The organism is Pseudoalteromonas sp. 2CM41L (assembly GCF_023161905.1).
Classification (GTDB): domain Bacteria; phylum Pseudomonadota; class Gammaproteobacteria; order Enterobacterales; family Alteromonadaceae; genus Pseudoalteromonas; species Pseudoalteromonas atlantica.
The window spans coordinates 30850-48403 of record NZ_JALNTN010000014.1; the positions used below are offsets into that span (position 1 = coordinate 30850).

The 17554-nt window shown below is 41.5% G+C and carries 20 protein-coding genes; 11 read left to right on the forward strand and 9 right to left on the reverse strand.

Annotated features, from left to right (window positions below; all coding sequences use genetic code 11):
• Nucleotides 1-48: 48 nt before the first annotated feature.
• The 4 genes from MTF64_RS15095 to MTF64_RS15110 form a co-directional block, all read right to left on the reverse strand.
• A complete protein-coding gene (locus tag MTF64_RS15095; protein WP_089348499.1) occupies nucleotides 49-285 on the reverse strand; it encodes a calcium-binding protein in 237 nt (78 codons plus the stop codon).
• A gap of 8 nt (nucleotides 286-293) precedes the next feature.
• Nucleotides 294-530, reverse strand: a complete 237-nt coding sequence (locus MTF64_RS15100) for an EF-hand domain-containing protein (protein ID WP_248451859.1) — start codon at nucleotides 528-530, stop codon at nucleotides 294-296.
• Between the two features lie 214 nt (nucleotides 531-744).
• A complete protein-coding gene (locus MTF64_RS15105) occupies nucleotides 745-972 on the reverse strand; it encodes a hypothetical protein (protein ID WP_248451860.1) in 228 nt (75 codons plus the stop codon).
• A 24-nt stretch (nucleotides 973-996) separates the two neighbouring features.
• On the reverse strand, nucleotides 997-1230 hold the full coding sequence (locus MTF64_RS15110; protein WP_089348496.1) for a cag pathogenicity island protein Cag25: 234 nt from the start codon (nucleotides 1228-1230) through the stop codon (nucleotides 997-999).
• A gap of 303 nt (nucleotides 1231-1533) precedes the next feature.
• On the opposite strand from MTF64_RS15110, the gene MTF64_RS15115 reads away from it, so the two are divergent.
• Genes MTF64_RS15115 through MTF64_RS15130 form a run of 4 tightly spaced genes read left to right on the forward strand, consistent with a single transcriptional unit; the run spans nucleotide 1534 to nucleotide 5383 of the window.
• The gene (locus MTF64_RS15115; protein WP_248451861.1) at nucleotides 1534-2985 is read left to right on the forward strand and encodes a HAMP domain-containing sensor histidine kinase; all 1452 of its coding nucleotides are present in this window, start codon (nucleotides 1534-1536) and stop codon (nucleotides 2983-2985) included.
• 4 nt (nucleotides 2986-2989) lie between these two features.
• Nucleotides 2990-3523, forward strand: coding sequence for a hypothetical protein (locus MTF64_RS15120; RefSeq protein ID WP_248451862.1), 534 nt, complete (start codon nucleotides 2990-2992; stop codon nucleotides 3521-3523).
• Nucleotides 3524-3525: 2 nt separating this feature from the next.
• On the forward strand, nucleotides 3526-4872 hold the full coding sequence (locus MTF64_RS15125; protein ID WP_248451863.1) for a sigma 54-interacting transcriptional regulator: 1347 nt from the start codon (nucleotides 3526-3528) through the stop codon (nucleotides 4870-4872).
• 10 nt (nucleotides 4873-4882) lie between these two features.
• The gene (locus tag MTF64_RS15130; RefSeq protein ID WP_248451865.1) at nucleotides 4883-5383 is read left to right on the forward strand and encodes a DUF1543 domain-containing protein; all 501 of its coding nucleotides are present in this window, start codon (nucleotides 4883-4885) and stop codon (nucleotides 5381-5383) included.
• A 15-nt stretch (nucleotides 5384-5398) separates the two neighbouring features.
• On the opposite strand, the gene MTF64_RS15135 is transcribed toward MTF64_RS15130, so the two are convergent.
• Nucleotides 5399-5626, reverse strand: coding sequence for a hypothetical protein (locus MTF64_RS15135; protein ID WP_248451866.1), 228 nt, complete (start codon nucleotides 5624-5626; stop codon nucleotides 5399-5401).
• 125 nt (nucleotides 5627-5751) lie between these two features.
• Here MTF64_RS15135 and MTF64_RS15140 point away from each other — a divergent pair, with 125 nt between their 5' ends.
• A complete protein-coding gene (locus tag MTF64_RS15140; RefSeq protein ID WP_248451867.1) occupies nucleotides 5752-7002 on the forward strand; it encodes a multifunctional CCA addition/repair protein in 1251 nt (416 codons plus the stop codon).
• A gap of 8 nt (nucleotides 7003-7010) precedes the next feature.
• Here the strand turns inward: MTF64_RS15140 and MTF64_RS15145 are convergent, their stop codons facing one another.
• From MTF64_RS15145 to pdsR, 3 genes are all read right to left on the reverse strand, one after another.
• Complete coding sequence (locus MTF64_RS15145; protein WP_024033174.1) at nucleotides 7011-7175, reverse strand: hypothetical protein; 165 nt, start codon at nucleotides 7173-7175, stop codon at nucleotides 7011-7013.
• Between the two features lie 141 nt (nucleotides 7176-7316).
• Nucleotides 7317-9452 (reverse strand): proteobacterial dedicated sortase system histidine kinase, encoded by a 2136-nt coding sequence (pdsS, locus tag MTF64_RS15150; RefSeq protein WP_248451868.1) that lies wholly within the window; start codon nucleotides 9450-9452, stop codon nucleotides 7317-7319.
• A complete protein-coding gene (gene pdsR, locus MTF64_RS15155) occupies nucleotides 9452-10141 on the reverse strand; it encodes a proteobacterial dedicated sortase system response regulator (protein WP_004586111.1) in 690 nt (229 codons plus the stop codon). Before pdsR ends, pdsS begins: the two co-directional genes overlap by 1 nt.
• 200 nt (nucleotides 10142-10341) lie before the next feature.
• Here pdsR and pdsO point away from each other — a divergent pair, with 200 nt between their 5' ends.
• The 3 genes from pdsO to MTF64_RS15170 are packed head-to-tail and all read left to right on the forward strand — an operon-like array spanning nucleotide 10342 to nucleotide 13698.
• Nucleotides 10342-11073, forward strand: coding sequence for a sortase-associated OmpA-like protein PdsO (pdsO, locus tag MTF64_RS15160; protein WP_248451869.1), 732 nt, complete (start codon nucleotides 10342-10344; stop codon nucleotides 11071-11073).
• Between the two features lie 46 nt (nucleotides 11074-11119).
• Nucleotides 11120-13102: a marine proteobacterial sortase target protein gene (locus MTF64_RS15165; RefSeq protein ID WP_248451870.1), complete on the forward strand. Its 1983-nt coding sequence runs from the start codon at nucleotides 11120-11122 to the stop codon at nucleotides 13100-13102.
• The gene (locus MTF64_RS15170; RefSeq protein WP_248451871.1) at nucleotides 13099-13698 is read left to right on the forward strand and encodes a class GN sortase; all 600 of its coding nucleotides are present in this window, start codon (nucleotides 13099-13101) and stop codon (nucleotides 13696-13698) included. Before MTF64_RS15165 ends, MTF64_RS15170 begins: the two co-directional genes overlap by 4 nt.
• On the opposite strand, the gene MTF64_RS15175 is transcribed toward MTF64_RS15170, so the two are convergent.
• On the reverse strand, nucleotides 13587-14552 hold the full coding sequence (locus MTF64_RS15175; RefSeq protein WP_004586115.1) for a DMT family transporter: 966 nt from the start codon (nucleotides 14550-14552) through the stop codon (nucleotides 13587-13589). The genes MTF64_RS15170 and MTF64_RS15175 overlap by 112 nt on opposite strands.
• A gap of 116 nt (nucleotides 14553-14668) precedes the next feature.
• On the opposite strand from MTF64_RS15175, the gene proB reads away from it, so the two are divergent.
• The 3 genes from proB to MTF64_RS15190 all read left to right on the forward strand — a co-directional run bounded on the left by proB (nucleotide 14669) and on the right by MTF64_RS15190 (nucleotide 17514).
• Nucleotides 14669-15772, forward strand: a complete 1104-nt coding sequence (gene proB, locus MTF64_RS15180) for a glutamate 5-kinase (protein ID WP_024033166.1) — start codon at nucleotides 14669-14671, stop codon at nucleotides 15770-15772.
• Nucleotides 15773-16124: 352 nt separating this feature from the next.
• The gene (locus MTF64_RS15185) at nucleotides 16125-17099 is read left to right on the forward strand and encodes a GGDEF domain-containing protein (protein WP_024033165.1); all 975 of its coding nucleotides are present in this window, start codon (nucleotides 16125-16127) and stop codon (nucleotides 17097-17099) included.
• Between the two features lie 55 nt (nucleotides 17100-17154).
• On the forward strand, nucleotides 17155-17514 hold the full coding sequence (locus tag MTF64_RS15190; protein WP_004586118.1) for a glutaredoxin domain-containing protein: 360 nt from the start codon (nucleotides 17155-17157) through the stop codon (nucleotides 17512-17514).
• Nucleotides 17515-17554 lie beyond the last annotated feature (40 nt).

A 17554-nucleotide genomic window follows, 5' to 3' on the forward strand; every position in this document is an offset into this window, starting at 1 on the left:
TAGCTTAAAGCTTAAAACCTATCTTAGGCTTTAAGCTTTGTAAAATAATTACTTACTGGCGTAAATACCGTACTCAGTTAATGTGAGCTGGCCGTCTTTGTCTTTATCATAACTTGAAAAACGTGACCAAAGAGCGGGGTCTACAGCGGTTTCGGAGCGTGTTAAAAAACCATCATTATTGCGGTCGAATTTTTTAAATTTGTCTGCAATTTCTGTACTTTGTGCGAGGCTTAAGGTGCTAAAAAGGCTAAGCGCAACAAGCGCTAAATAGCTTAAGGTTTTCATACTAATACTCAGTAGAGGTTATTGGTTAAATAATTTTTAAATTCAATAAGTGAAATTTGCTTGTCTTGATCTTTGTCCCAACGCACAAAAGTGCTGAGTAGCTGAGGTTGTGGCTCTAACTCGTCTTGAGTTAAATAGCCGCTTTTATTGGCATCGAGATGATCAAAGCGCTGTTTCACATCAAGTGCAGCAGCATTAAAACTAATCATAACAAAGGCGATAACACTAAAAAAAACACGCTTCATGGTTTTCCTTCCAAATAATACTGTGCTTAAGCATTTATAAAATAAAGCACTTGCCATAATTTAACTTCCCAACATTAAATCCGTTTACACATTCCCTCAGGGATTATGGCAAATGCTTTAGTGACTACCTTACTTGTTAAAAGCTTAAGTAAAACTTAATTAATCTGATGCCTAGATAATAAACTTATCTTGTTTTGATCAGAATTAAGGTTAACTACGGTTTAAAGTTTTGAAACTCTTCTTTTGAGATTTCTTTATCATCGTTTTCGTCTAAGTCGGCAAATTGTCTCATGACTTCTTTGTCTTGCTTTGCTTCAGCAAGCGACACAGCGCCATCCATATTTTTATCTAAATGTGCAAAGCGTATGTTTACTGACGATGCTAAAGCAGTGGCGCTAATGGCTAAAAACATCAAAGAAAATGCAGCGATAAGTTGTTTCATAATTATGTTCCTTATTAAATGAATTTACTGAATAAACTTTTTGAATTCACTTAGCGACAACTGACCATCTTGGTTAGTGTCTATTTGTGAAAAATTTTCGTGTAGTACAGCGTCTTCACCCGCTTCTGATTCGCTAAGTGTGCCGTTACTGTCTTTATCTAGCTCATTAAATGTAGCTTGAACGTCCATAGCTATTGCATCGGTGCCCATAAATCCAAAGGCAAGCAAAGGTAAAATTACTAAAAAGCGGTTGTTCATTTAATTTCCTTATTGATTAAAGTTGCACTGGGTATTACAAAAATAGTGCCAAAAAACTTAACTCTTAATTTTCAATAAGTTATGGTTTTAAGGTGGCTGACGTAGGAAATATTTACTTAGTTTTGTGTTAATTTTGCAACACCCTTAAATCCCAGTGTTGGCTTAGCTTAAATATCAATGAGTTAGCATGTTGCTAAATAGCAACAAACGAAGCGTATTGGATTAAATATAGAAGTTGATTCAGCGAGAGTATAAGGTAAGTAATTAAAATAAAGGGCTTAAAATTATAAAAAGGAACACACAATGCCAATAGCTATGGCTAAAAAGTACTATGCAATGCTTAACTGGCGACCCAACTTAATAGGTCAGTTTGTAATTAGCATGCTGCTGTCGTTACTTCCGCTTAGTTTAGTGGTTATTGTGTTTTTAAATGCGTTAAACAAACAGCTCGCAGTTACCCAGCTTATTGTTAGTAATAACTACCAAGTTACTAAGTCGTTTAATTTTTTAAAGCAAGAGTTAAACAGTTTAGAGCGAGCCACTAGGCAAAACTGGGTATTAAAAAGCGAATCGCTCGACACGCTTATTAACGAAAAATGGCAGTCGTCATTAAATTCTATTGATGAGCTAAGCCAAGTAAGTGCAACACCTCAATACACCACACAATGGCGCCGTTTAGCAAATACACTTAGTACAACACATACAGCGCTAATTAAAAACAACCAACAAGATGCCGCATTATTTGTGCCCATTAGCGATTTAATGGCTGAGCTTACTGTGTGGCTGCGCGATACAAACGCGGCGCAAATTCAAAATAATCAAAGCGAATTAAGCGCTTTGCAAAGCTCGTTTATTAACTGGTTAGTGGCGCTTATTCCACTTACTTTACTTGTAGGTGGTGGCTTTTTATGGCGTATAAGTAAGCGTTTAAAAGGCTTAACGTCAGTGATTGATAAGTTAGGGCAGGGTCATTGGCAGCAAAAAATATCTGTACAGGGCTCAACGGAGCTAGTTGAGCTAGGTGAAAAACTACATTGGGTGCAAGAACAGCTACATATGTTAGAGCAACAAAAAGATACCTTTTTACGCCATGTTACTCACGAACTAAAAACGCCATTGGCGTCTATGGTAGAGGGCACCGATTTACTGAGTGATGAAATAGTTGGCCCAATTACAAAAGAGCAGCAAGCTGTGCTTGAGCTAATAAGTGAATCTATGGTGCGCTTGCGCACGATGATCGACAGCCTACTAAGTTACAACGCGATTCGTACCAGCAAAGATAGTGTGAGCGAAGTTGAATTTAGCTATTTAATTAACAAAATAAATAGCCATTTTGAACACCGCTTAACGGCCAAGCAACAAGCCCTTAATTGGCAAAACAGTATTCCCAATAAACCGTTAGCTTTACCAAGGGAGCTTATTGAAATGATCCTTATTCAACTTATTTCTAATGCATTAAAATTTTCTGCTAATGAGCAAAGTGTAAACATCGCTCTAGCGCTTGAAAATAAGCTGCTCATTATGCAGGTTAGCGACAATGGCTGTGGGATTAAAGAGCAAGAAAAAAGCCAGATTTTCAGCGCATTTTATCAAGGTAAGCATTCTAAAGATGTTACGCTGCAAGGCAGTGGTTTAGGTTTAACCATAGTTAAAGAGTCGGTTGAACAATTAAGAGGGCAGCTTAATGTTGAGCATAATCAACCTCAGGGCTGTTTATTTACAATAAAAATACCGTTAAATAATCAAGGAGTTTAATAGCATGCGTACGCGCTTAATAGCTATTTTATGTGTGCTCAGCAGTGCGGTTGTATTAGCTGGGTGTGAAATAAATAATACACAAAAAACAGCCTCTACTGAAAAGGTTGAACCGACTAATACAAAAATAAAAAGCACAGTACCTAATCCAAAAGTGCGCCCCAAAAGTGAGCCTGTTTACCCAAGCGCAGAGCAAGTAATTGCATGGCATGCTAACCAATGTGGCGGATTTAAAGTTAAGCCCAGTACACATACCTTTTTAGGTGAAAAAGAACTAAAAAGCTTTTTTAATTATATGTGTTTAAATACCGCAAGCGCTCCTGACGAAGTAATGAAAAAGCTACAAAAGCTAGATTTAGCCTACTTTTGGCCCGACCCAGTAAAACAATATTTATGGCTGCAAAAGCAGCACGTTACTCGACAAATAAATGCAAAAAAAGAGCAGCAAGCCCTGAACGACAAAATGCAGCAAACATTGTCCTCACTAGCCACCATAGAGCAGCAGTTATTGCTGCGCGAAGATACTCAGGAGCAGTAAACATGGCCACACACACAGTACAAGGTGCAAAGGTATTACTCGTTGATGACGATGCTAGCCTACTAAAACTATTGGCTCTAAGAATAGAATCTAAAGGGTATGACGTAACAACCTGCGAAAGTGGCATAACCGCATTACAAACACTTAAAAACCAAGTGTTTGATGCAGTCATTACTGACCTACGTATGGACGAAATGGATGGCATGGCACTGCACCGCCAACTGCAAAGCCGCTACCCAGCACTGCCTGTTATTATGATGACGGCTCATGGCTCAATCCCTGATGCTGTAGAGGCCACTAAACAGGGCATTTTTGCTTTTATAACAAAACCAGTAGATAAAGACGAGCTATTCGACAGCCTTGCAAAAGCAATTGAAATACATGGCGTTAACGCCGATGAAGTTATTCCAAAAAGTAATATTGTGACTCGCAGTGGCGCTATGCTGCATTTGCTTGAGCAAGTAAAATTACTTGGGCCAACACAAGTTAACGTGCTTATCTCTGGTGCAAGTGGTACAGGTAAAGAACTGCTGGCGCAGGCGATTCATCAGTATAGCCATGTAAGCGATGGGCCATTTGTGGCTATTAACTGTGGCGCTGTACCTGGTGAGCTTTTAGAGTCTGAGCTATTTGGCCACAAAAAAGGGGCCTTTACAGGGGCGGTGAAAGATCACCAAGGTTTGTTTCAACAAGCGCAGGGCGGCACGTTATTTTTAGATGAAATTGGCGATATGCCCCTTAATTTGCAAGTTAAGCTGCTGCGAGTACTACAAGAAAAAACCATTCGTCCTGTGGGTTTTCAAGAAGAAATTCCTATTGATGTACGCATTGTATCGGCTACTCATAAAAACTTACCGGATGCGATTAGTAATCAGCAATTTAGGGAAGATTTATACTACCGCTTAAACGTTGTTAACTTAAAATTACCGCCACTTTGTGAGCGCCGTGAAGACATAAGTTTACTAGCGCAACACTTTAGCGCCAGTATTGCTAAGCGCATGAACCAAGCTGAAAAGCACTTTGCCAACGATGCCATGCATGCGCTTGTGCGCTACGATTGGCCAGGTAATATTCGCCAATTACAAAACGTAGTAGAACAAGTCGTTGCACTTAGCGCCAGTGAGGTAATTTCGGCGCATTTAGTGTTAAACGCACTTAACGCTAATGAGGCCAGTGCAGAACCGCTTTCGCTAAATGATGCCAAAAAAGAATTTGAACGCGACTACGTTATAAATACGCTAAAAATGGCGGGCGGCAATGTAGCCGAAGGCGCAAAGCTTGCTAAACGAAACCGTTCAGACTTTTACAAACTGATTAAAAAACACAATATTGATGTAGAAAATTTATAAAGGTAAGCAAATGCAGTTATTTATGGTGTATTTAGGTGGGCGAATTCAAGGCTGCCATATAGAAATGCACGATATTCGCTTTGTAGTAGGGGAGAATATAGAGCAAACCTACTCAAAGTTAAAAAGCCAATGGGTGGGCGATAAAAGTAGCGTACATATGGATAGCTACATGGCAATAAACCATATTGATGGCTTTAAAGTGGAAGTGGTTGATAGCTATGTTGAGCAAAATAAGCAGCTTTATTTTGTTAATTTAGGCGCTTACAGAAGTGACTCTATGGCTGAGCAACACGACTTTGCACTGTATGTTGCAAGTAGTAGCAATGAGGCCAAACAACGCGCTAAAAGTGATTTACTCGCAGGCCTTAGCCATATTCATAAAGATGATTTACACGATGTGGATGACTGCTTTGCCATTGACCTACTCGACAGCCAATTAACTATTAAACTGACCCCAAGCGGGCAAGCTCAAACAATAAAACCAGACTGGTTTGGCTATCACGTACTTTAAATCAGCAATGCAGGATTAAGAGTCCTGCTTGCTTTGCTCATCTTTTTCGCTTTTAGCCGCCATTTTAAATGCCACAATAACTAATCCAAACATTGCAAATGGCAGTGCTGCTAACATGTACTCAACCATGTTGCTGTCTTGGAAGTTTGCCTGCAGTAAAAAATGACCCGCCACGCACATTAAAATAACCACTAATAAAATGGGGAGTAACATAAGTTCTTTTTTTGATGAATGATTTTTCATTGAATGTAAGGCTATGGCTTAAAATAAAGCGCTATTGTAATGAGCTTATTTAAGCTTGGCAAACTATGGTGATTTTAATGGTATGATCGACATCAAATAACCACCCAGTGTGATTAGGATAAACAGTGAAACACAACCTTAAGCAAGTTTACCTTGTTGGTGGCGCGGTACGCGACCAGCTACTTAATATAGCATCAAAAGATAACGACTATGTTGTTATAGGCGAAACACCCCAAACTATGGAGTCGCTTGGTTTTGTGCCTATAGGAAGTGATTTTCCGGTTTATTTACACCCAAAAACAAAAGAAGAATACGCCTTGGGTCGCACCGAGCGAAAAAGCGGTAAAGGCTATACCGGCTTTGTGGTTGATGCCAGCCCAAATGTAACCCTTGAAGAAGATTTAGCAAGGCGTGATTTAACCATTAACTCAATGGCGCTTGACGAAAATGGCAATATTATTGACCCATTCAATGGCCAAAGCGATTTACAAAACAAAATATTGCGCCACACCACACAAGCGTTTGTAGAAGACCCTGTACGAGTACTGCGCATTGCGCGTTTTTTAGCGCGCTATGGCAGCCAGTGGAGTATTCATCCAAGTACTTATGCATTAATGCGTGAGCTTAAACACAAAGGTGAGCTTAATCATTTAGTACCTGAGCGCGTATGGCTTGAAACCGAAAAAGCCCTTGGCGAAAAACACCCAGAACTTTACTTTAAAGCATTGCATGGCTTAGGTATTTTTCCTGAAATAGAGCAAATGGACGGCGTGCCGCAACCTGCAAACCACCACCCAGAAGGCGATGTATTTATACATACTATGCTGGTACTTAGGCGTGCTGCCGATTTAAACTTTAACCTTGAAACACGCTTTGCTGCACTTACCCATGATTTTGGTAAAGCACTGAGCTTTAAAAAACGCGGTAATTTACGCGGCCATGAGCGCGAAGGTGTAGCTGTAGTTGAAAAATTTTGTAAGCGTTTAAAAGTACCCAACCGGTTTCGTGATATTGGCGTGCTTACCAGCGATAACCACACGCTTTGCCACACGGTTGATCAGTTAAGGCCGCAAACTATTCATAAGTTAATCGTGACTAATTTAAACGCACTGGTGCACCCTGAGCGATTTATTGCATTTACTCAAGCGTGCCAATGCGATGCGCAAGGGCGCGGAGAAACGCTGGTTGATAAGCCATACCCGCAAGCAACTAAGCTGCGAGCAATTTTTAGCGAACTACAAAAAATGGATAAAAAGCAGATAGTGCAAAATGCACTTAAAAATGGCAAAAAAGGCCCAGAAATAGGCGAGGCGGTAAAGCTGGCAGAAATATACTGTATAAAATCTTTTTTACAAAACGAGCAAGCAACGCAATAGGCAATACCCTAGCTGAGGTATTCAGACACGCCTTCGTTTTTAACTTGTTCTGGCTGTCGTAAGTTTTTATATGTAGAGGTGGCAGGCTCTGAAGGCAAGCTAGGTGCTTGCTCTTGGGGCCTGTATAGATCAAAAATAAATTCGATCTCTTCACGCTCAAGTGGGTTGTTCATGATCTATTCTCCTTAATTAGCGTTCAGGGTATGGCCGTTTGACTGAATTAAAAGTGAATAGTTACATTTTAAGTTGTACTAATTTGTAATCGATGTGCAAAAAATAAGGGCGGCTCAGCAAGGCACCACTTTATGCACAGCCTAGCTTTGTAAAGGCAGGGTTACTTTAAACACCACGCCATTACCGCACTCGTTGTTTTGCGCAGTGACACTGCCTTTATGGTAATCACACACCAGCCTTACAATATAAAGCCCCAAGCCTAAGTGCGGTTGTTGCTGCATCTGCTGGCTGCGTACCGACACCATAGAATCAAAAATATGCTCAGTTAGCCCTTCAGGCAGGGCGGGGCCTGTATTACTCACTGTTAATATTGCTTTATTTTCGCTCTGCTTAAGACCTACATTAATAGCTGTATTTGCTTCACTAAATTCCAGCGCATTATTAATAAGCTTATCAAGTAGCTGAGCTATAAATTCGGGGGCACCTTGCATAGGTAAAGCGCTTTGGCATACATCAAGCTCAAATAACTGCTCAGGGTAAGTGAGCTGGTAGCCTTGCATACAGCCATTAATTACTTTTTGTAAATCAAACGGCTCGCTCTCGTTGCTTTGAATGCTTTGTTCAAGGCGCGTGGCTTCGCTCATGGTGGTTATTATTTTACCTAAGCGCTCAACCCCTTCACTTGCTCGCTCTAGGTATTTTTGGCTAAGCTCATTTTGCTCCAAGCTTTGTAGGTTTTCTAAAGAAGAGCGAACCACAGCCACCGGTGTACGTAGCTCATGAGATAACCGCGATGACATATTTTCTAAATAATTCGTGTACCCGCCTAAGCGGCCAACAATATTGGCAAAACTTCGTGAAAGGTCGCCAATTTCATCGTTTGAGTCGCTGTAATTAATACTGCCGGTAATGCGCCCTTGGGCATCAATGGCTTGCTCTGCGGTGTCGCGCAGTCGCCTAATGCGGCTCGAAATACGCGAGGCAAAAAAGAACAACGTAACGGTGCCAATTAGCATCACCGCTAAAATAACGTTAAAAAGCTTTTCCAGCGATTTATTACGCAGGGTGCGTACACCGTTAGTGGTTTCCTCGGCGATTACTGCGCCAATCACTTTATCTTCTATCCAAATAGGGTAAGCCGCCGATAAAATAACGGCTTTACTGTCGGGCGTTAACCGCCAAGACGACGCTGGTTGCCCCTTCAGTGCCTTAGCTAAATGCGTGCCCTGCATTGAGGCAACATCGTGCAGGGTATCTAAAAATTCGTTTTCGGGGCGAGTTAAAATTTTATAATAAAGCGGGTGCAAATACGTTTGCTCAAAGCGTTGCCAGGCATTTTTAGGCGGCTGGTTTTTAAGACCGTCGGCCCATACGCCATCGGCATTTTGAATTGTGCCCGACTGCGCTAATACGCGATGATGATTATCAACCACCCAAATACGGCTACCACTGTGACCCATACCTTTTAAAATTCGGTTAATTTCTGGTGAGGGCACCAATACCGAGCCTAAATCGCTTGGGTTATTTAAATTAGAGGTCGACATTGTTTTAAAATCGAGCGGCGCTTTTTTTGTGTCAATATCGATCACGGCAAAGCCTAGCTTGTTACCAAGCATATTTATAGGAAAGCGCAGCTCTACGTTATATCCCGATTCAGTGCGTATAAAATAGCCCTGAATTTTTGTAAACGGTGTTTTGGTATTAGCATCAAACGCATTTACCCATCCATCTTGGCGTGGGGCAATAATGTACGTATTAAAATCTCCGGCTGGGCTTTTTAGGCCAATTATTAAATGGTCGTTATTAGTAATGCTTAAACTATTTTTAGCACGATATACAAGGTGATCGTCAGTTACTTTAAACACGGCATATAAATAGTTATCAAATTTTCCAACCATATGATCAAACGATAAATCCTCAGCTTTATGTTCCTTGTCTGCTTTTTGTAAATAGCGTTTATCGTAATGCCAAAAGAGTGGTTGATAGCTTTGCCAGTCGCTCAGTTTGCCATCGAGTTGAATGGCGTTTTTAAGATTGTACGCATATAAGTCGCGCCCTTTTACTACCTGGTCTAAAAAGTTGGTTTGCTCATCAAAAAGGGCTGGGCGTTCATGCAGGGCGGTGGCGAGCGCCCGTGTGGTGCCTACGAGGGTTTTTTCTTGGCCTTGGCGTAAAAACTTTTCCATTTCCCACACGTACTCGTAGCCAAGCCAAGGCAGTAAAAACAAAAAACACGACAGTAATATAAATTTACTGCGCAGGCCAAATCGTAACATTAGCGTTGTTCCCACCTGTAGCCCATGCCGTACACCGTATCTATGCAGTCAAAATTGTTATCAAGGGCGATAAACTTTTTACGAATGCGTTTTACATGCGAGGTGATAGTGCTGTCGTCTACGTAAATTTTTGCATCGCTCATTAAATCGTTACGGCTTTTTACATGACCTGGGCGCTGCGCAAGTGAGTGCAACATCCAAAATTCGGTCACGGTTAAATCAACTAGTTGCTGCTGCCAAAATACTTGCATACGCTGGGTGTCGAGCGTTAACTGGCCACGTGTAATTAATGCATTGGCATCGGCGGGTTGCTCAAGCGCTTCCATGCGTCTAAATAGCGCGCCTATTCTGGCAGCCAAGTGGGCTAAGCTAATATCTTTTGTTAGGTAGTCATCGGCGCCCATACGCAGGCCACACACGGTATCTATTTCACTATCGCGGGCGGTTAAAAAAATAATAGGCAGTGTTTTAGAAAGCGTACGCAAGGTTTGGCAAAGTAAAAAACCGCCGTCTATTTCGTGGCCTAAACCAATATCAACAATGGCTAAATCGGGTAGGGCGTCTTTAAATGCAATCTCTGCGCTGACGCGGTTAGCAAAACCACTTACCTGGTAACCTTGGGCGCTAAGCATTTCAATATAGTTTTCGCGGATGGCGGTTTCATCTTCAATGATGGCTATTTTTTTCATTCTACTCACCCTTATTTATTTTAAAACGCACTATATCGAAGTTTTTCAGCTATGTACGCTTAAAAAGGCAATTGCCATTTTTTTGCCACAATTGCTCAGCGGTTTGCCATTTTTGCTCCCCTTTGTTGCCACTTGCAGCTGTTTTAATACAACCATCAAAACAAAACATCACAAATTAAAACAAGTTTAAGGATTACATTATGAAGAAGACATTAATCGCATTAACGCTAGTAGCCACAGTGTGTACACCTGCATTTGCAGCAGCCGCTAACACCCCTTCTAAAGAAGCACATAAAGAAACTGCCATCGGCTTAGGTACTGGCGCCATTATTGGTGGGGTCGTTGGTGGGCCAATTGGTGCTTTTATTGGCGCATTTGCCGGGGGCTTAATTGGTGATTCAAAAGTAGCCGATGACAAAATTGCCCAGCAGCAGAGAGCAATAACAGTGATGCAGCAAAAAACCAGTGACTACCAACAGGTACTTAATCAAAACAATAGGCTAGAGCAGCAGTTAGATGTACTAACTAATCAAAATGAGCAGTTAACACAATCGCAAATAAATAACTTACTTGCCATGACAGTACAATTTAAAACCGGCTCAAGTGTTATTGCCCCGCACTTTGCTACGCAGTTAGACCAGCTTGTGGTGCTGTTAAAAAATCAGCCGCAACTAGCATTAGATTTAAGTGGCTTTGCCGATCAGCGCGGTGATGAGCAAGCGAATCTTTTATTGTCTAAAAAACGTGTAAACGCAGTGCAAAGTTACCTTATAAAGCACGGTATTAGCCATACACGTTTAAGTGCGCACGCTTTTGGCGAGCAACAAACATTAGCGCGAAGCAATACCGTAGAAGATAACTTTTTTGATCGACGCGTAACACTGACTACCCGCTCAATAAACCCAGTAAATGGCCAAACGGCAAGTAACTAAAGCCACTTTTATTTGAGTAAAGTTAAGCGTTCGATGGAGTGATTTTATGTTGAGTAACCCAACCAAAATGCTTACTAAAGTAAGCATTTTTATTTTCTTAGTGGCTGTGCTTCTGGTTAGTTTTAATAGCCGTGCACAGTCGCCCAAGCTTGAACTTTTTGACAGCAGCGGTACACCTGTCGCGCCGGCAATTATATTAAAAAGCGATGCTAACATGACCCTAACCGGGCTGATAAATCACGTGGTCGTTAAGCAAACTTATCAAAACGAAAATCCGTTTGCGGTAAATGCGCGTTATGTGTTTCCGTTACCTGATGAAAGCGCCGTACATGCGATGACGATGCGCATAGGTGAGCGAGTCATAAAAGGCCAAATAGATAAAAAAGTAGAGGCCGAAAAAAAGTATCAGGCAGCTAAAAATGCAGGCAAGCAAGCCGCACTTGTACGCCAGCAGCGCGCTAATATGTTTATTACTAACGTGGCAAATATAGGCCCTGGCGAGCAAATTGTGATAGAGCTTGAATACCAAGAGATCATTGATTACAGCAATGGCACATTTGCTATTCGCTTCCCAAGTACTATTACGCCGCGCTATCACACAATAAGCGCAAATATTGAAGCTGAGCAAACTAGCCTAACTCATGCTCCTCAGGGGTGGTTAAGTCCTGTGTATAGCAAAACGCAGCACAGCGAGGCGCCAAGCAGCCAATTTAGTTTAAATATTAATATAGATGTAGGCTTAGAGCTTGTAGATATAACGTCCAAATTTCATCGTGTAGAAGTACAAAACCCGGCCTTTGGGCAATATACGGTTGCTTTAAATGAGCAAACGGGGGCTAATCGCGACTTTGTACTTGAGTTTAAACCGCTGCAAAAAGAAAGCGCACAAGCAGCATTTTTTACCCAGCAGTTTGAAAACGGCGACCGGTACGGGCTTGCTATGCTAATGCCGCCAGCAGATCACTTTACACAAACGCAGCGCCTACCTCGCGAAATGGTGTTTGTTGTAGATACCTCAGGCTCTATGCACGGGCAATCTATGGAGCAAGCTAAAAAGGCTCTGTTCTATGCGCTGTCTTTGCTTGATAGCGACGACAGTTTTAACATTATTGGCTTTGATAACGTGGTTACCGCCATGAGCGATAAACCCCTTATTGCTAGTGACTTTAACTTACGCCGCGCTGAGCGCTTTATTTATAGCCTAGAGGCCGACGGTGGTACCGAAATACAAGGTGCGCTTGATGCGGTACTTGATGGCAGCAGCTTTGAAGGCTTTGTACGCCAAGTGGTGTTTTTAACGGATGGCAGTGTAAGTAACGAAGATGCCTTATTTAAAAATATTCAGCGTAAATTGGGTGATAGCCGTTTATTTACTGTAGGCATTGGCAGTGCACCCAATAGCTTTTTTATGCGCCGCGCAGCTGATATAGGTAAAGGGTCATTTACGTTTATTGGCAGCACAAATGAGGTGCAGCCTAAAATGCAGCAGTTATTTGATAAGCTTGCTCATCCCGCTATCACTAATTTAGCACTGCGCGATGAAAGCACTCACAGTTTAGATTTTTGGCCATCACCTTTGCCTGATTTATATTTTGGCGAGCCAATAATGGTGGCTATAAAACTAAATGATACAAATCAAATTACGCTTAGTGGGCAAACCGCTCAAGGCCCTTTAAATATAAAGCTAAGCGCACAAAATAGCGCCAACGCAAAAGGGATTGATAAGCTGTGGGCGCGCCAAAAAATTAAATCGTTGCTTTTGTATAATGACCGACAGTCAGTTAAAAATGAGGTGCAAGGGCTTGCGCTCACACATCAACTACTGAGCCCGTTTACTGCTTTTATAGCTATTGAACACACTCAAATTAACGAGCCTGCAAAGCAAACGGCACTGGCTAAGAACGCAGCGCCACAAGGACTGGCTATGCGTTTACCACAAACTGATGGGCAAAGCCGACTGTACATATTGTTGGGCTGTATTTTATTACTTGGCTATGGCGCGGTTAAAATAAACCGAGGGCATAAATGAAAAAGTGGCTAAGTGCGGGCTTATTAATCGCCGGGCAGGGGCTGTTTTCTCATGGTGCCTATATGCAAGCCAAGGCATGGCTTGCCCAAGTATTAATAGAGCAGGCCTGGCAAGAGGCGCTTATTACGCCACACGCTCGTGTTAAACCGTGGTTTTACGCCGACAGCTTTGTAACCGCGCAGCTTAACTGGCCTAAGTATAATAAAGTGCTTAGCGTTTTAGCTGGGGCAAGTGGTCGTAATTTAGCATTTGCACCAAGCCACTTTTTACCAGGGGCAAAGCTTGGAGATAAACATGGCGGTGCGTTAATAGCGGGTCACAACGATACCCACTTTGCATTTTTAAAACACACCAAAGTGGGTGAAACGTTTACGCTGCAGCTGCAAAGCGGCGTAATACAGCATTATAAAGTGAAGGGGATTGAGGTTATTCATCAATCCCAGCAGGCGTTTTTACAAACCCCAGGCCTTTATTTATTAACCTGCTACCCTTTTGACTCGCTGGCATCGGGTACTGATTTAAGATGGCTTGTATCGGCTGAGTTGATAGGGTCATCGCCAGCGTCATTAAGCGGTATGTCTACCACCAGCTCTTGATGTCGTTGGCTTATCATCACCCCTGCAAAAACAACAAATATACTCACCCATTGCCAAAAATCGAGTACCTCACCCAAAATAATGGCCGATAAAATAAGCGTAAAAATAGGGATTAAATTTGAATAAGCCGCAGCCGTTAATACCGAGACTTTGCCAATTGCATAGTTATACATACCATAGCCACCTAAGGTGACAAACGAGCCTAAATACAAAATGCTCATAAGGGCGGTTAGGTCATGCTGGTTTTCGCTGGGTAAGTCGATAAAAAATAAAAACGGTGCAAAAAACACACTGCCGCTTATGCCTTGTAAAGCAATTAGCGTTAACGGCGAGTAGCGATTGGCCAAGTGCTTAATGCTAATGGTGTAAAACGCCGCGCATACCATGGCCATAAGCTCTAAAAAGTTACCCAATAATGGATTAGGGGCCTGATCGGTATTTGGTGAAAGCAAAGTAAGTAAAATACTGCCGCCAATACACAGGGTAAACCCAATCACAATGGCTTTACTTATATACTCTTTAAGCATAAAAAACGCCATCAACGCCACAATAATAGGCAAACACGAAACAATAACTCCCGCCTGAGAGGCCGAGGTGTATTCCATTGCGTGGCCTTCAAATAAAAAGTACAAGCATGGCTCTGCGAGCGACATACCTAATAAGTACTTCCAATCGCCTTTTAAATACTCAAACCTAATTACGTAACGCCATAAACACAGCGATAAAACTAAGGTGGTTAGCATGCGTAAAAATATAACTAGTGCTGGGTCGTAAACGGCAATAGCATACTTAAGTGCAATAAAGGAGCTACCCCATAAAAAGGTGGCAATAATTAGGCATAAACTGGCTGGCATAAATGAAATTTTATCAAATTAAATTAACGCCGATCCTAGCATGAATAATTTTAACTTGTTCAAAAATACCGAGCTGGTATAAGTTTATTTATCTTTCATTTTAATAGTAAATAATAATGCGTAGGGAACAGGTAATTGTTGTTAAGCTTGGTACAAGTGTACTAACCGGCGGCACCGATAAGTTAGATAAAGCCCATATGGTTGAGCTGGTTCGCCAATGTAGCGAATTAAAAAAGCAAGGCCACCAAGTTATATTAGTATCAAGTGGCGCGGTTGCTGCGGGTCGCGAACAACTTATTAAACCCTGTGGCCGCGGCCTAATAGATAAACAAATGTTGGCAGCCGTAGGGCAAGGCCAGCTTATACATATTTGGCAAAGCTTATTTGCCTTGTATGGCATAAACGTAGGGCAAATGCTGCTTACCCGTGCAGACGTAGATGACCGCGAACGCTATTTAAATGCGCGCGACACCTTAAATGCGTTATTAAGCCACGATGTGGTGCCTATTATTAATGAAAACGACGCGGTAGCAACCGCCGAAATAAAAGTAGGCGATAACGATAATTTATCAGCGCTGGTGGCTATTTTGGCTAATGCCAACAAGCTATTACTACTTACCGATCAAGAAGGTTTATTTACCAGCGATCCGCGCACAAATACCGACGCAAAACTGATTGACGAAGTCACTCATATAAACGATGAGTTACGCCAACTGGCTGGTGGTAGCGGTACAAGTTTAGGTACCGGCGGTATGGCCACAAAACTACAAGCCGCCGACGTAGCAAGGCGCGCAGGGGTAGAGGTAATTATTGCAAAAGGCGCTGGCAACAACGTTATTTTAAAATGCATGAGTGAGCAATTACCCGGTACGCGGTTTTTAAAACTTACTGCGCCAAAAGATGGCCGTAAAAAATGGCTAATGGCTGGGCCTAAAAGTACCGGCCAAATTATGATTGATAAAGGGGCTATTTCGGCGCTACAAAACAAAGGGGCAAGCCTGCTGGCAAAAGGCATAACCAATGCGTTTGGCCGTTTTGAGCGTGGCGACTTAATAGATTTAATAGACGCCAACAACCAAGTTATTGCACGAGGGTTAACACGTTTTAATCAAGTTGAAGTAAATAAAATTAAAGGTGCTCACTCAGAGCAAATAGGCGAACTACTCGACTTTGATAGTGGCGCTGTGGTGCTACACAGAGACGACTTAGTTTTGCTTTAGTTTTATTTTAGTTTTGCTTTAGCTTTTTAAATAGCGCGTGTTGCGGCCGTATATTCGGTATTTAAGCAAGGCAGAGCCTATGTTGTGTTTAGAATAACTGGTTGTACAAAAACATAAATGCAAAGCATAGGCTGTTTTAGGTTCTGCTGTATGTAAGTTATTAAATAACAGCGCAGTAGTTATTGAGCTCACTAAGTTACAAAGCTCGCGCTATGATTTAATAACGCTTAGCTAAAACAAACTTTAATCCACATAGCTCAATGCGACCTAATTCAAAAGTATTGGTTAATTAATTAGCAAAGTTGATGATTTTGTCTAAACTGATTGAAGTTAAAACAGTTTAGGCAAACTAATGAAGGCAAACAATTGCGGGCACGAATGGATAATCAGTCTAACTCAGCAAGAAGAAGAAAGTGATTTAGATGCATCATTAGTGCAGATTATTGGCGACCTACTCGAAGTTGAAAATTTTGCTATTTATATTAATAAGCACTTTAGTGCGCAATTACCGCCTACGCTTATAAACACCCACACCCGCCTTGAAGTATTAGAGTCTAACGAAGCCTTAGCGCTGCTTAATAAAGTAACCCAAAACAAAATAAGAGTAAGCCGTGCCTTAGGTGTAGTAACTACGTATGTGCCGGTGTATTACTTTGGTAAAGTAATTGGCATATTACTAATAGAAACCACAAAAGAGTTAGCGCAAACCACCACAATGCTTGCCGTGCATATTTTAAATATTTATGCCAACCAACTAGGGCTATTACATAAATCGCGGTTAGACCCTTTAACCGAGCTTTTAAATAGACAAACCTTTGATAAAAAAGTGATCGAAATTGTCTCAGGCAAAGGCTTTTTATTGCCCCGTGATGATACCAACGAAAAGCGACGATGGTATTTAGCCATTGCAGATATCGATCACTTTAAACGTGTAAACGACAGCTACGGCCATGTAATAGGCGATGAAGTTATTTTACTTGTGGCGCGGCTGTTAAAAAATAACTTTAGGCTAGAAGACTACGTATTTAGGTATGGTGGCGAAGAGTTTGCGGTGTTATTTCAAACCAAAACCGAGGCACAAGCACATATAGCACTTAACCGTTTACGCTCAAATATTGCTGAGTATCCTTTTCCGCAAGTTGGGCAGCTTACAATAAGTATTGGCTTTTTAGAGCTGGCAAGTATTGATACTGTATCTAGTATCGTAAACCAAGCCGATATGGCGCTGTATCATTCTAAAAATAGCGGCCGTAATAAAGTGACTGCTTATAGCGAGCTTGAGGTAAATGAAGAAGTGACCACCGATAATAGTATTGAGCTTTTTTGATTGTAAATTTGTGCTAAAATCTGGCTCCTTAAATTGTTGTAGGCAGGCACAAAACATGAAATTCGTTCGTTGGTTTTTAGGTTGTATAATTTTATTCTTTAATTTTGTATTTACTCCTCGCAGTAAAAAGCGTGCAAGCGATGTGCAAGCGCAGCTTGATCAGCAAACCTCACAATTTAAACTTTATCAATTTAAAGCATGCCCGTTTTGCGTAAAAGTACGCCGTGCAATTAAGCGCGAAGGCTTAAAAATAGAAACGCGTGATGCAAAAAATAATCAACAATTTCGTCAAGAGCTGTTAGAGCAAGGCGGCAAAATTAAAGTGCCATGCCTTCGTATAGAAAAAAATGGCCAAGTAGAGTGGCTATACGAATCTAACGATATTATTGCTTACTTAAACAAAGTAGCGGCTTAAACGACCCCCTTAATTTTTATCTCACTTATTAAAAGAGACA